Source organism: Photorhabdus temperata (assembly GCF_025384845.1).
GTDB classification, from domain to species: domain Bacteria; phylum Pseudomonadota; class Gammaproteobacteria; order Enterobacterales; family Enterobacteriaceae; genus Photorhabdus; species Photorhabdus temperata.
Genome location: NZ_JAJAFX010000006.1, coordinates 70,818 through 85,033, shown reverse-complemented (window position 1 = coordinate 85,033; position 14,216 = coordinate 70,818). Strand labels below are relative to the sequence as shown.

Below are 14,216 nucleotides of genomic sequence, written 5' to 3'. Positions count from 1 at the left end.
TTATTATTTCCTCAAGTTATTTATGAAAATAAATCCGGATTATAGACAATTAATGCTGGTTTTTAAAGGATATGGTGATGTTTGTCTGTGTGGAGGGTATTTTATGATATTTTTCTGTGCCGGAGTTGGATGATAAAGGGGAGAAAGAAACAACCCCCGCTGTTGTTAACGGGGGTTGTGAGTAATGCAGAGCTCTTAATGTAACGGCTCTTTATATTTTATTGCTCAACGCTTGCTTCAATAAACCATAAGAGTTTGTCGAGGTCACGGGAGGCCGCGGTGAACATGTCCGCGGTATTTTCATCTTCAACTTCACCAATTGCTTCGCGGATATCATTAGCGACAATGGCATAACGGTCAGCCAGTGCTTTTAGATGATCTTGCACGTCATGAATATTCGTTGGGTAGCTTCTCAGTAAAGTGCTTTTATTAACTTCTTGTACCGTTCCGAGAGCTATTCCACCAAGTTGTACAACTCTTTCTGCAAAAATATCCAGATGTTCAATAATAGTGGTGCGAAAGTTATCCAGCATTTCATGGATGGAAATGAAATTTTTACCGCGCATGTTCCAATGTGCCTGCTTGGTCAGCAGGGAAAGATCAATAAATTGAATCACCATATGGTTTAAAATTTCAATTGTTTCTTGCTTAACGCTATCATCGACATCATTACGAGTATAAAGCAGTGTGGATGGTGCTGTTTTGACTAATTTAGCAGTACCCATAATAATTTTCCCCTAGTATTAATAATGAGCTTCCCATTTATTGAGATGAATGTAACTCAATATTAGTTTTAAATCATATAGCTTATTCCTATTAAATCAATAGTTCATTATTATAAAGTTTTGGATAAAATAATTATGTTTAATATATTTATTTTGTTATATATTAATAGGGATATGGTTTTCTTCGATAATTATTTTTTGCGGTTTACGGATTATGCTTAATATCTAATGGCTTCTTAGGTATGTATGACTTATTTATTGATTAATAACCGGAGAATTATTTTATTAATTACTCCGGTTTTCGTTCTATTCCGATTAGATAAAGCGATTAATCGACCTTGGTGATTTTAGGTTTTCTTTTAATCGTTGATGTCGAACCAATAGAGGCAAAAATAATACAAAACAGTGCCAGCCATTGAATAATGGTCAGGTGTTCATTGAGGAACACAATACCAGATAGCGCGCCAAGTGCTGGCTCAAGACTCATCAGAGTACCAAATGTTTGTGCAGGTAAACGGGTTAGGGCAATCATTTCCAGTGTATATGGGAATGCCGTGGACAGAATAGCTATTGCCAGTGCCAGGGGGATAATTGACATATCAAATAACAGCTCTGGCCCTGTTTGTATCAGCCCTACAGGGAAAAATATCAGGGCCGCGATAAATGAACCGATAGAAACCGTTGCTGCGCCATAACCCGCTCCAGCGCGTTGGCCAAAAATAATATACAGTGCCCAACAAACACCCGCACTGAGTGCATAAATAATACCTATGGGATCCAAGCTATCAATATTATTGCCAATGGGTAACAGGAAAGCCAGACCAGCGATAACCAGCGCGACCCAGAGAAAATCTATTGGCCTGCGTGATGAAAACATGGCTACAGCTAATGGGCCGGTAAACTCAAGAGCGACGGCGATACCTAAAGGAATTGTTGTCAGTGCCATATAGAATGTATAGTTCATTGCTCCAAGAGCAATACCATAGGTAAGCAGTGGCATAATTGAATTTCGGCGAAAACTCAGGCGCCAGGGTTTAAAAATAATGAACAGAATGATAGTTCCAAGACCTAGCCGCAAAGCGGTAACGCCAGGTGCGCCGATAACTGGAAACAGCGTTTTGGCAAGGGAAGCACCACCTTGAATTGATGTCATGGCAAGTAGTAACAATATTACAGGTATTAACGGAAAGGCACTCTTTTGGAGCTTGGAAGAAGACATCCGGGCAAAACCTCAATTAAAATCAAGTGATCTGGCCGGTAATCTTCGCAGTGAAATGCAGATAACTCAATAGGTTTAGAGAATATAATTTTAGAGAAATATTTTTCATTTATTAAGATTATACGGCATCGGGACAGTGAAATTATTTTTTATTATTGGTGTATAATCCTGAAAAAATTTATATTGCATTTTAACATATTGAAAATTTAGGGATTGCAGGTGATGAAAATTCCATGGTAATCTGAATTAGGCTTTGTTTTATGCTCTAATCGTTAAGCATAAATTACGATTACTACTAAACTCATATCGTATATTATTATAAAGTAATTCCTATCTGTCTTTTTCATTTATTAGGTTATTTTGTTTTTCTTGGTTTTTTAATTTAAATTATCTTTGTGCATAAGTGAGTTGTATGATAGTGATACTAACGTATAATCAATCTCTTTCACCGTAAAGATGAAGTAACAGGAGCTTAGATAATGAAAAGTATTGCCGTTTATTGTGGTTCAAGTCTGGGGATATCTGAAATCTATAAAGAAAATGTCATTATCTTCGCAAAGGAGTTAGTTAAGCGTGATATTACGCTGATTTATGGTGGGGCCAGTGTGGGTATTATGGGAACTGTTGCTGATACTGTTCTGGAAAACGGTGGTAAAGTTGTCGGTGTTATTCCCACATTATTGGAAGAGCGCGAAATATCACATAAAAATCTGACCGAATTATACGTTGTTGAAACTATGCATCAGCGTAAAAATAAGATGATTGAGTTAGCTGATGGTTTCGTTGCTTTGCCTGGAGGCTTTGGCACGTTGGAAGAGTTCAGTGAAGTATTTACCTGGAGTCAGATTGGGCTGCATACTAAGCCTTGCGGTATCCTGAATATCAATAACTTTTATGATCCACTGATTGCCATGATTAATAAAATGGCTGATGAACAATTCTTGCATGAAAAATATCGCCATATGGCAATAGTCGAACAAGATCCTGTTGTCTTGCTTGATCGTTTTAACGCTTATCGAGCACCATCTGTAAAAACGTATTAAATTATAAACAAATGAGAGAATGATGAGGATTAATCTTTACTTAAAATATTTCTCAAAATAAATAAACCATTCCTGTTGGGAAGATATTAATTCAAATATTTCCTACAGGAATGGTTGTTAATATTAATGATTAAGCATTAACTTACAATAGTATATTCTACGATTGGATTATTACCGTTCTCTGCTGAGTAGGATAAATGTAAATCATCACCTTCATAGTCTGTTGATATTGAATAGCTGCTGCTTCCGATCAGCGGGTTATTCCATGTAATATAGATATTGTAAATTTCACCTTTACTGTCTACAAATACATAAGTACAGCGCCCTGCGACACCACCTAGCAGGCTGTTTGAATCACTTCTCCAAATGCCTTTTCCTGCGGTGTTATCACTGCTTTTATTAATTACTTGCGGAGGAAGAGTTGTCCACCCACCCTGATCCAAACGAATAGAATCCTGAATAAGTTTAAGTTTATATACTGATTTGTTAGTTACTTTTGCAGTAACACTGATTGGTGCTTTTAATGAAATCGCTTCAATCTCTGACATAATATCACCTCTTATAAAAAATTAAAAAAATACTTATTAAGTACCAAGATCTTAATTTAACCTATTATGGTTATATAAAACACTTTGGCGTGAACCGAACTTTTTAATCATATTTTATGATTAGTTTTTACCTTTCATTAAAATTCCATTTCATAACGCTTCCTAAAAGTTAATTTATTTATATTTTGGTTTTTCACCCAATATTACAAATGGTTAGTGTCGATTCTTATTTCTTTAACAAGTTAAAATTAACAACCAATCATTTGCTAAAATAAATTTTCTGTAATTTCGGTGTTTTTCAAAGATACCTTTTCTCTCGGATAAATGTCAATTTTTTTACCCTCTAAGTTTTGTTATAAAATAGTAAGAGATTAATTATATCTTTATACTTAAAAACATAGATATAGATGATAAAATATATCTATGTTTTTAATGGTTAATATGTAAAATAATTGTAATGACAAACAAAAATAGATTGTCAGGTTTATTATTAACTAATAATGATTTCATTACTTATTGAGTGTTAATTCATCGCTGAATTGATGAAATGTTAATGCATTGTAATATTGTATGGGTAAGTTTATTGGTTTATTCACCTATTGATTAACAGATATTTTGATAATGAGTCAAGATTATATTCACTATAGGTATTATCACATTGTTGATGGAAATATCATAATAAAGAAAAAATTATTGCAAACTCAATGTCATTAATACTTAATATATTTATTTGCAGTGTAATATGCCACTATTGGCTTCTCTTATTTCCTTATTTTGTCTAATTTGAGAGTGCATTCAACATTAAATAAAACCATATAACGATATCGTTTTATGATTCAACGTGGTCAATAGAATAAGAACCTTCTCTCTATCTTATTAAGCGTGAGTCATCAAAGCAATTAATAGCACATTCTTAATAATACATTATTCTATTGATGATATTTTGTCGCAACATGTGCTTAAGAATCGAGTAATAAATCAGTAAGAAAATGGTAGTAATTATAGGAGAATTTTCTAATCTCTTTGCTGACAGAAAAATTTCATTTAAATTGTAGACGACTGGTCTAATTAAGTATAGGTTATATCTATGCAAACAAATAGAACCCCCCAAGATATCCGTCAGCACATCCTGGAAGTTGCCCAGCAAGTTATTGGATGTAAAGGTTTTTCGGCTGTCGGACTCAATGAAATTCTCAAAGCGGCAGAAGTGCCGAAAGGCTCGTTTTATCATTATTTTGCGTCGAAAGAGGTGTTTGGCGCGGCTATGCTTGAAGATTACTTTACGCACTATCTCGAAAGAATGGATAACATCATGGCGCGTAAAGAATGGAGTGCTAAAGAGAACTTGGTGCAATACTGGCAGGGCTGGTTGGAGCCTTTGGGAGACGGTACTGTCTGTGGACAAAGGTGTCTGGCAGTCAAGCTTGGCGCTGAAGTCAGTGATCTTTCCGTGGCGATGCGTTTGGTGCTGGAAAATGGTACAAGAAATATCATCATGCGCCTTGCTGCTGTAGTAGAAAGAGTTGCCGGTGAAGGTGGGTTGGAGTGTACTGCTGAAGAAACCTTTCCGCTGGCTGAAATGTTGTATCAGACTTGGTTAGGGGCCAGCCTGATGGCGAAGATTACACAAAGTAGTGCACCGCTACAGAGCGCTATGGTTACCACGAAGCGATTGTTGAATGCATAACGAATAAAAACACTGTTGGAAATCACGATTCACCAGTGTTTTTTTATACTTAATGAGTAGACGACTGGTCTACTCTTTGGGTATCCCGATGATACTGACTTTAATGTTGAAGGAGAATATAAATGTTTCAAACGCAACAAATAAATCGCCGTATCGTACTGGCCTCACGTCCGCATGGTTTCCCGATATCTACTGATTTTCGTCTGGAACAGCAACCTATTCCTGAGATTAAGGAAAGAGAACTGCTGTTACGCACGGTTTTTCTTTCGTTGGATCCTTATATGCGTGGGCGAATGAGTGATGAGCCATCTTATGCTCCGCCGATGGAACTGAATAACGTTATGGTGGGTTCAACGGTGAGTCGCGTGGTGTCTTCAAATCATCGGAGATATCAGGCTGGTGATTGGGTACTGGCGTATAGCGGTTGGCAGGATTATGCCGTTTCCGATGGTAGCGGCCTTATCAACTTGGGACAATCTCCTGTTTATCCATCCTATAGATTAGGTGTGCTGGGTATGCCTGGTTTTACTGCTTATATGGGGTTGCTGGATATCGGCCAGCCCAAAGCCGGTGAAACCTTGGTTGTCGCTGCGGCAACGGGTCCGGTTGGTGCAACGGTTGGTCAAATCGGTAAGCTCAAAGGCTGTTATGTCGTTGGCGTAGCGGGTAGTGCGGAAAAATGTCGCCATGCTGTCGATGTGTTGGGATTTGATGCCTGTCTTGACCATCATGATCCAGATTTTGCCGACCAGTTATCCAAGGCTTGTCCGCAGGGAATTGATATTTATTTTGAGAATGTCGGCGGCAAGGTATTCGACGCAGTTTTGCCGTTGCTGAATACCTCTGCCCGCGTTCCGGTTTGCGGCATGGCGTCTTACTACAACTCTACGAGCTTACCGGAAGGGCAGGATCGCTTGTTTTTGTTGATGGATAAATTGCTGCGAAAACGAATTCGGATGGAAGGATTCATTATTTTTGATGACTACGCTCCACGTTTCGGTGAGTTCTGGCGTGATATATCCACTTGGTTTGCCGAAGGGAGGATCAAATACCGCGAAGAGGTGGTGTCAGGTTTGGAAAATGCTCCAGAGGCATTCATTGGACTATTGCAAGGCCGTAATTTCGGTAAGTTAGTTGTTCGTGTCGGCCCCGATAATTAAATTCTGCGAAGAACGTTAAAGGATTATATCCAACTGATCCAGCGAGGTAATTATGCGAAATTTTGAGTATTACAATCCAACTAAAATCATTTTCGGTAAAGATACGATTAGGCGTCTTGACGACTTGGTGCCACGGGACGCGCGGGTATTGATTCTCTACGGTGGTAGCAGCGCTGAAAAAAGCGGGACATTGGATGAGGTCAGGCGTGCGTTGGCTGATCGGTCTATCCGGGAGTTTGGGGGTATTGAAGCTAACCCGACTTATGAAACTATGATGAAAGCAGTTGAATTGGTACGCAATAGTGAGGTGGATTTCCTGCTTGCTGTTGGTGGTGGTTCTGTGATTGATGGTACTAAATTTGTGGTTGCCGCAGTGAATTTTGAAGGGGAACCCTGGCATATTTTGGAAGAACATGGCCGTAATATTCGGGGTGCTCTTCCATTTGGTACAGTTTTGACTTTACCGGCAACGGGTTCAGAGATGAATGAGGTTGCTGTTATCACCAATAAGGCAAAACAAGCTAAACTGGACCTTATAAGCTCATTTGTTTTCCCTCGGTTCTCCATTCTGGATCCAACGAAAACGTATACTTTGCCGTTACGTCAGGTGGCTAACGGGGTGGTTGATGCTTTTATACATATTATAGAGCAGTACCTGACTTACCCCGCCAGTGGTATGGTGCAGGATCGGCTTGCTGAAGGATTATTGCAGACACTGATTGAAATTGGCGCTCAGGCGATAAACTCTCCAGACGACTACGATGTTCGTGCAAATTTGATGTGGGTTGCGACCTCTGCTCTCAACGGATTGGTTGGCGCAGGCGTGCCGCAGGATTGGTCCACACATATGATCGGACATGAATTAACCGCGCTTTACGGTATTGATCATGCGCGCACACTTGTGATTACCTTGCCGGCGAACCTGCAAATTCGCAGGGAAAGCAAACGTGGCAAATTGTTGCAGTACGGTGAACGTGTTTGGGGTATCACTAGCGGAAATGAAGAACAACGTATTGATCAAGCTATTGCACATACCCGCAGCTTCTTCGAGAATTTGGGGTTTCAGACCCGTTTGTCTGATTACAACCTCGGTGTTGATGACATTGAGCGTGTGATAGCACAATTGGAAGCTCACGGAATGACCCAACTGGGTGAAAACAGAGATGTTACGTTAGATATTAGTCGTCAGATCTTGCAAGCAAGCCTTTAGAGCTGGAAGAATGCCCTGGGAACCCAGGGCTTCTCCCCGCAACATCGTTATAGGAAAGAAATACCTGAAAAATGGATAACAAATATCAGCAATCATCATATATTCAATCTGAAAATGATTTTTATCGGATTGTAGTAAGCAGTAACCCTAATTTTAACGATTGGTTGTATTTACGGAGTGCATTATGGCCTGCGACATCAGAAGAAAAGCACAGTGATGAAATGAATTCAATTTTAAACTCTGATAGCAAAGTTGCTTTTCTAATCCAATCTGACACAGATGATTTTTATGGTTTTGCAGAGGCTTCACTTCGCTTTGAATATGTCAATGGGTGCAGTTCTTCACCTGTTGCTTATCTTGAAGGAATTTATATTTCCCCGGAATTAAGAAGAAAAGGTTTAGCAACTCGACTTATCAATCAGATTAAAAGCTGGGCTAATGATCATGGATGTACTGAAATAGCGTCAGATGCTGCTATAAATAATGAAGAATCTCAGGCTCTTCATTTTTCTCTTGGGTTTGTTGAGACAGAAAGAATGGTTTTTTTTAGGAAATTAATTAAATAGGGATGAATGAAGAGAGTGAATAGAGATTAGATTATTAAATTAGTTGGTTAGTGATTTTAAAGCTCTTTATTAGTCTTGTATGAAATAGTTATAACTTTCTTAGATATTATAGCCATGAAATTAAAAAAGAAAATTAGTTTGTATTTTAAGAATTTTTAAAATATCTGAGCATATGCCATTATAGGGTAATCTATGTGATATAAATATTTCAGATAATTTGTTTTGAAATTTATGAAATTATATTTCCGGGGTGGGTGATCTTATTAATGTATTTTCTATAATAAGGTTGGATGTTGTCAATGTAATTATAATTTTAGTGATTCTGAAATCATGAAATATAAAAATATTTTTTTAAGTATATGTGAATATATAGGTGTGTGAAATTTTTATTTTATAGTGTTTAATATAAGCGGGTTATATTATAAAAGCTCATTTTTATATATGGAAAATGAGCTTTTTTTATTCTAATAGGGTTATGCTTTTATATTATGAGCCTGTATAAATTCACTATAACATTTATTTAAATTTTTCGGTGAATTATCTATGGAAGGGGAAAATAGATCAAAATATGGCTTAAATATATTTTTATCTTGTCTTAAATCACCGCTCCAGTTTAATTCTTTGACTGTTCTAGATAATACTTCATGAAAAATTTTATCATTTATTTCTTTGACCAAAATGTCACATACTAAGGCAATTTCTTGAACTGTTGGCAGGTTTATTGATATAGGTTTTTCAAGATAAGTACAATATTCGTCTAAACCCAATGCAAGAGCATTATTAGAGCCAAGTAGACCAGCTCTATGTATAATACAATGCCTCAGATGGCAAACGATTTCATAATCGGTAAATGCTGAATGCAAAGATGGAATCTTTGAGAATCCTCCTAAATTTATATCTAGATAAGTTTGTAATGTCCTTACAATATTATTTGATGAAGTAAATGAGGAACTCTCTAGTAAGGCCTCAGGGAGAAGTTCTTTTTTATGGTGTAATGCTGCTCCATATGTCAAATTTGAGGTATAGCTATGTCTTTTAGAATGATCATCAATGATTAATAGTTTTCTTACAATAGCTCTGAAGTAGCTTTCAACTGAAGATACTAGCCCTAGTACAATTAAGTTAGCTAATTGTTGCCATTCATGGCCACCGATAGTGGCTAATTGATGATATTGTTCTGTTTCTGGTGATATTAAGAATGCACCTAATAATTTTAAGTTACTTATCTTCTTTTCTTGAAAAATATCTATTGGTGGTTTTTTAGGTTCAATATATGACCCATCGAAAAAATTCAATGATTTTATACTAGAAGTGGTTCTAGCTCCCGATACCTGATAAGAGAATATTTTTTTTCTATCTTTAGCCATTAGTACAAAAACTCGTTTGTCCATTCATTTATTTTCTTGATAATTCTTTCCGAATATTTAACTCCCACTCCTTTTACTTTTTTCAGTTCAGCTGCTGTATTGTCTGACGTTAGGACATCTTCAATGGTTAGGTATTTTGTTTTTGAGATAACTTTTTTCTGAAACTCTGTCAATGGAAGGTCTAATAGCTTTGTGGACATACAATTCTTGAATATTGAGCTATCTAGTAAAATGGTACCACAAATATGACAAAATCTTTGACCGTCAACAATACGAGGAGTTTGACAATTGCTACAAGGTGGAAGATCTAATGCTATAGAGTTGATTTTATCTTGTGATAATAAACGTGCAAATTTCTTTCTAACAGGATGTTTTTCTGAGGAGCCTTTTAGTATTCTTAAAAAATCTGAAACATTAAATCCCCTACTTTTAATTAGTGCTCTTTCTTTTATCAATAAAGCAAGATGGGGAATAAATCTCCTTATTTTTCTGTCAGATCCATGAGATATATCGTCTTCTGCATATAATATTCCTGCTTCAATAAGGAACTTAATCATTCTTTCGGCTTTGTTATCAATGCTTTCGATCCCAATAACAATATTTTTTTTATAATTATGTCCTGATTCATCTATTTTTTTATGGTTAAAAGCCTTTATAGTATTTACTATTATTGATATCAGCTCATCACCAATATTAATAATAATATTGTATTGTGGCATTTTTTGAGCAATAGAACGATATTCATTGATAATATTACTACACTTTTCAGTTATTATAGCGTTGAATTTAGATTGTGGTTTGTTGCGATCTGAATCTATATAAGAACGTAGGAACATAATATATGTCCGTGGTATTCCAAAAGCTGCATACATAAGAAGCTCTCGCATATCTTGGTCTATATCTAAACTATTCCCAAATCTAGTAGATACGATGGTATCCATAAATTGTAAGTAGTCAGAGTCTTCTACACTCATCCAAATTGGCACTTTTTCAGCATCTTGTCCTACATGAAATCTTGGGCCGTATTGAGTTGTTCCTGGGTATACAGATGCTTTTGGAGATATTTTTATTGTTTTTAAACTTCTAAAAATATCGAAAAATTCAATCATATAATCATTAGTAAATGTAAGAGCGGCGTCGTCTAAAAATAATATGGCTCTTTTTCTGTCATTTTTGAGTATAGCTTTCTCTATTAAATTTTTTACATCATTGAGGCTGAGACCAGAAATAATACGTGTATGTTCTTGGCTATATTTTTGTTTCTCAATGTTGATTATGAAATTCTTTAAATCTTTTGAAGTGAAATCAACGTTCTCAAGAAAAACACCATAATCTTCTTCGCAAGCAAAGACTATTTTTGCAAGAACCCATGCGTGAAATATATCTATGGCATTGGAGCTCTCGTGTAAATATGTTTCTAAGCGTAAATAATGGTTGAATGTGACATAAAGAGGTAATGGTTTTTGTATATCATTTTTGCAGTCAAAGTAAGCTAATCTCATCTGATGAGTTTTACCAGTACCTCTTGGCCCTACAATAAGTTTGGCACCAACTTGTATGAGTTTTTTCTGTATATTATTATGATGCTTGCTTGTTGCTGTCCATTTTAGTAGGTTTTGTTTATCAATATAATCAGCCCGTTCTTCGAATTCAGCCTCATCAAAAAGGCTAAGATTTAAGTCTTCTTTCATTTGAACTCCTTTACGTTGATAGCAAAATGAAGTAGAATACTACGATTTCATGCACGTAATGATAACAAAGTGATCGATTTTAATCAATATTATACGAGTAAAGATGTTAGTGATTTGCTCACTTCATTTATTACGTTTGACAATCCTAAAACTTGTTTAGAGCTTAGTGCTGGTGAGGGTGCTTTGTTACACGCTTTAAGAAAGCGTTGGATAAACTTACATTTCACAACGATCGAAATTGATCCTGTTAATCATAAGGTTCTTAAAGATAATTTTCCATATTCAACACATTTTTGTGTTGATGCTACAGAAGAAAATTGTAAGACCTTGTTAGGGAATAAATTTTTTGATTTGGCTGTTTGTAATCCCCCTTTTGAGTATATTAACACTAATGAAAATATTAGATTTTTCTTAGGCACTATATTAGGTGATAAGTTTGGAAAATTGAAAAAAATTAGAGCCGAAATGTTTTTTTTGGCGATAAATTTATTCTTTTTGAAAAGAAATGGTATTTTGGCAATTATAGTACCAGAATTATTAATAGAAGGTGTGAAATTTCGTGATTTTCGGGAAGCTGTTTTTACTAACAATACTCTTCAATATTTAATTGAGTTTAAACATAAGTCTTTTAAGAAAACAGAAGCAAAAACATATATTCTAGTGATAAAAAAGGAAAAGGCTAATAGTAATTATTGTTTTAATGCAATTAAAGTTGGTTCTGATTTTGGAATTGCGGAAAGTAATACTTCAGTTATAAACAGTTTATATAACAACATAGAATTTGGAAAAAAATTATATTCTAATAAATTCTTAATTATAAGAGGTAATATTTCTGGTAAAGAGTGCAAAAAAATATCAGAAGCCTATATACATACTACTACTATGAGTGATGACCTATGTTATATATATCTCCCAAAAATTAAGATTTATGGTAATGTAAGGAAAACTATAGAGGGAGATATTATAATATCTAGAGTTGGTACTAGAGTGTTGGGGAAAACTAATATTGTTGCTGTTGGTGAAGCTATAGTTTCAGATTGTGTGTTTTGTATTCGTTTCTTTAATAGTAATGATAGAATTACTTTTCTTAATTTTTGGAAGAAAAATAGAAAATCTTGGTTAACTGAAAATGCCACCGGTACTTGTGCTATGCATATTACGAAAGAAAAAATGTTCAAGTTAATTGAATCATTATTATAAAATTTTCTAATAAATTATTAGGTTTCTTATAGGTTATTTCTACCTGTTTATTCATGTTATCATTCATTTCCTCCTTCTTACCGGAGAAACAAATGTAACTATAGGCGATACTGTTGTTCTATTGTGGCATAATGCGCCGCTATCGATTTTTTCCGATTTCCCTTTTGTTTCTAAATTTAAGAGCGAATGCAGTGTTAAGTACAAACAACATCACCATGCAATTTGGCAGTAAGCCCCTGTTTGAAAACATTTCTGTCAAGTTTGGCAACGGCAACCGTTATGGTCTGATTGGCGCTAATGGTTCTGGCAAATCCACGTTTATGAAAATCCTTGGTGGCGATCTGACGCCAACTGCCGGTAACGTCAGCACCGATCCAAATGAGCGTATTGGTAAACTGCGTCAGGATCAGTTTGCCTTTGAAGAGTTCACTGTACTGGATACAGTGATTATGGGACACACGGAACTGTGGCAAGTAAAACAGGAGCGTGACCGTATTTATGCGATGGCAGAAATGAGCGAAGAAGATGGCTATCGTGTTGCGGATCTGGAAGTGTCCTACGGCGAGATGGATGGTTATAGTGCCGAAGCGCGTGCCGGCGAGTTGTTGCTGGGGGTGGGTATTCCGGTAGAACAACATTATGGCCCGATGAGTGAAGTGGCTCCCGGCTGGAAATTGCGCGTTTTGCTGGCTCAGGCTCTGTTTTCTAATCCTGATGTTCTGTTATTGGATGAGCCAACCAACAACCTGGATATTGATACCATTCGCTGGTTGGAGCAGGTGTTAAATGATCGGGACAGCACCATGATCATTATTTCCCATGATCGTCATTTCCTGAATACAGTCTGTACTCACATGGCAGATCTGGATTATGGTGAGTTACGTCTGTTCTCCGGCAATTATGATGAATATATGGTTGCTGCAACTCAGGCACGTGAACGTCTGCTGGCTGATAATGCGAAGAAGAAAGCACAGATTGCGGAGTTGCAATCTTTTGTCAGCCGTTTCAGTGCCAATGCCTCCAAATCAAAACAGGCGACTTCCCGTGCCCGTCAGATTGATAAAATTCAGTTGGATGAAGTGAAAGCATCCAGCCGTCAGAATCCCTATATCCGCTTTGAGCAGGATAAGAAATTATTCCGTAATGCTCTGGAACTGGAAGGTTTGACGAAAGGCTATGACAATGGCCCGCTGTTTAAAAATCTCAATATGTTGCTGGAAGTTGGCGAGAAAATGGCGGTTATCGGTGCTAACGGTATCGGTAAAACGACTTTCCTGAAAACACTGGTTGGTGAAGCAGAGCCAAACAGTGGCACGGTTAAATGGTCTGAAAATAGCAGCATTGGTTACTATGCTCAGGATCATGCCGGCGATTTTGACTGCGATCTGACGGTTTTCGATTGGATGAGTCAGTGGAAGAGAGAAGGGGACGACGAGCAAGCTGTTCGCAGCGTGCTAGGGCGTTTATTGTTCGGTCAGGATGATATTAAGAAGAAAGTTAAGGTGTTATCTGGTGGTGAAAAAGGCCGGATGCTGTTTGGCAAGTTGATGATGCAACAGCCAAATATTCTGATAATGGATGAGCCAACAAACCACCTGGATATGGAATCCATTGAATCCTTGAACCTGGCTCTTGAGTTGTATAAAGGGACTTTGATATTTGTTTCTCATGATCGGCAATTTGTCAGCTCATTGGCAAGCCGTGTTCTGGAAATTAAATCTAATACAGTCGTTGATTTTAAAGGGACTTATGATGAATACCTGAGAAGTCAGGGGATTACTGAGTAAGCGCTTTGCAGAA

At 36.8% G+C, this 14,216-nt stretch carries 12 protein-coding genes; 7 read left to right on the top strand and 5 right to left on the bottom strand.

Features of this window, described 5'->3' with window-relative positions; translation table 11 throughout:
- Window positions 1–218 precede the first annotated feature (218 nt).
- Together dps and rhtA are read right to left on the bottom strand one after the other, a co-directional pair.
- Window positions 219–725: a DNA starvation/stationary phase protection protein Dps gene (dps, locus tag LGZ99_RS03690; protein ID WP_021325755.1), complete on the bottom strand. Its 507-nt coding sequence runs from the start codon at window positions 723–725 to the stop codon at window positions 219–221.
- A 328-nt stretch (window positions 726–1,053) separates the two neighbouring features.
- Window positions 1,054–1,944, bottom strand: coding sequence for a threonine/homoserine exporter RhtA (gene rhtA, locus LGZ99_RS03685; RefSeq protein WP_031281789.1), 891 nt, complete (start codon window positions 1,942–1,944; stop codon window positions 1,054–1,056).
- 479 nt (window positions 1,945–2,423) lie between these two features.
- Here rhtA and LGZ99_RS03680 point away from each other — a divergent pair, with 479 nt between their 5' ends.
- A complete protein-coding gene (locus LGZ99_RS03680) occupies window positions 2,424–2,987 on the top strand; it encodes an LOG family protein (protein ID WP_036837418.1) in 564 nt (187 codons plus the stop codon).
- Window positions 2,988–3,124: 137 nt separating this feature from the next.
- Here the strand turns inward: LGZ99_RS03680 and LGZ99_RS03675 are convergent, their stop codons facing one another.
- Window positions 3,125–3,535, bottom strand: a complete 411-nt coding sequence (locus tag LGZ99_RS03675; protein WP_021325758.1) for a hypothetical protein — start codon at window positions 3,533–3,535, stop codon at window positions 3,125–3,127.
- Between the two features lie 1,087 nt (window positions 3,536–4,622).
- Between LGZ99_RS03675 and LGZ99_RS03670 the strand changes: the two genes are divergently transcribed.
- The 4 genes from LGZ99_RS03670 (at window position 4,623) to aac(6') (ending at window position 8,158) form a co-directional block, all read left to right on the top strand.
- Window positions 4,623–5,222, top strand: a complete 600-nt coding sequence (locus LGZ99_RS03670; RefSeq protein ID WP_023045681.1) for a TetR/AcrR family transcriptional regulator — start codon at window positions 4,623–4,625, stop codon at window positions 5,220–5,222.
- 122 nt (window positions 5,223–5,344) lie between these two features.
- Window positions 5,345–6,382 (top strand): NADPH-dependent curcumin/dihydrocurcumin reductase, encoded by a 1,038-nt coding sequence (locus LGZ99_RS03665; RefSeq protein WP_036837419.1) that lies wholly within the window; start codon window positions 5,345–5,347, stop codon window positions 6,380–6,382.
- Window positions 6,383–6,434: 52 nt separating this feature from the next.
- Entirely contained in the window at window positions 6,435–7,592 is a 1,158-nt protein-coding gene (locus LGZ99_RS03660; RefSeq protein ID WP_262978852.1) for an iron-containing alcohol dehydrogenase, read from the top strand.
- Window positions 7,593–7,663: 71 nt separating this feature from the next.
- On the top strand, window positions 7,664–8,158 hold the full coding sequence (aac(6'), locus tag LGZ99_RS03655) for an aminoglycoside 6'-N-acetyltransferase (protein WP_262978851.1): 495 nt from the start codon (window positions 7,664–7,666) through the stop codon (window positions 8,156–8,158).
- 473 nt (window positions 8,159–8,631) lie between these two features.
- Here aac(6') and LGZ99_RS03650 read toward each other — a convergent pair whose 3' ends face one another.
- Together LGZ99_RS03650 and LGZ99_RS03645 are read right to left on the bottom strand one after the other, a co-directional pair.
- Complete coding sequence (locus tag LGZ99_RS03650; RefSeq protein ID WP_036837422.1) at window positions 8,632–9,549, bottom strand: hypothetical protein; 918 nt, start codon at window positions 9,547–9,549, stop codon at window positions 8,632–8,634.
- Complete coding sequence (locus LGZ99_RS03645) at window positions 9,525–11,216, bottom strand: hypothetical protein (protein ID WP_036837424.1); 1,692 nt, start codon at window positions 11,214–11,216, stop codon at window positions 9,525–9,527. The genes LGZ99_RS03650 and LGZ99_RS03645 overlap by 25 nt, the downstream gene beginning before the upstream one ends.
- A gap of 69 nt (window positions 11,217–11,285) precedes the next feature.
- Between LGZ99_RS03645 and LGZ99_RS03640 the strand changes: the two genes are divergently transcribed.
- The gene (locus LGZ99_RS03640; RefSeq protein WP_036837425.1) at window positions 11,286–12,416 is read left to right on the top strand and encodes an N-6 DNA methylase; all 1,131 of its coding nucleotides are present in this window, start codon (window positions 11,286–11,288) and stop codon (window positions 12,414–12,416) included.
- A 191-nt stretch (window positions 12,417–12,607) separates the two neighbouring features.
- The gene (locus LGZ99_RS03635) at window positions 12,608–14,203 is read left to right on the top strand and encodes an ABC-F family ATPase (RefSeq protein WP_021325761.1); all 1,596 of its coding nucleotides are present in this window, start codon (window positions 12,608–12,610) and stop codon (window positions 14,201–14,203) included.
- Window positions 14,204–14,216: the final 13 nt, after the last annotated feature.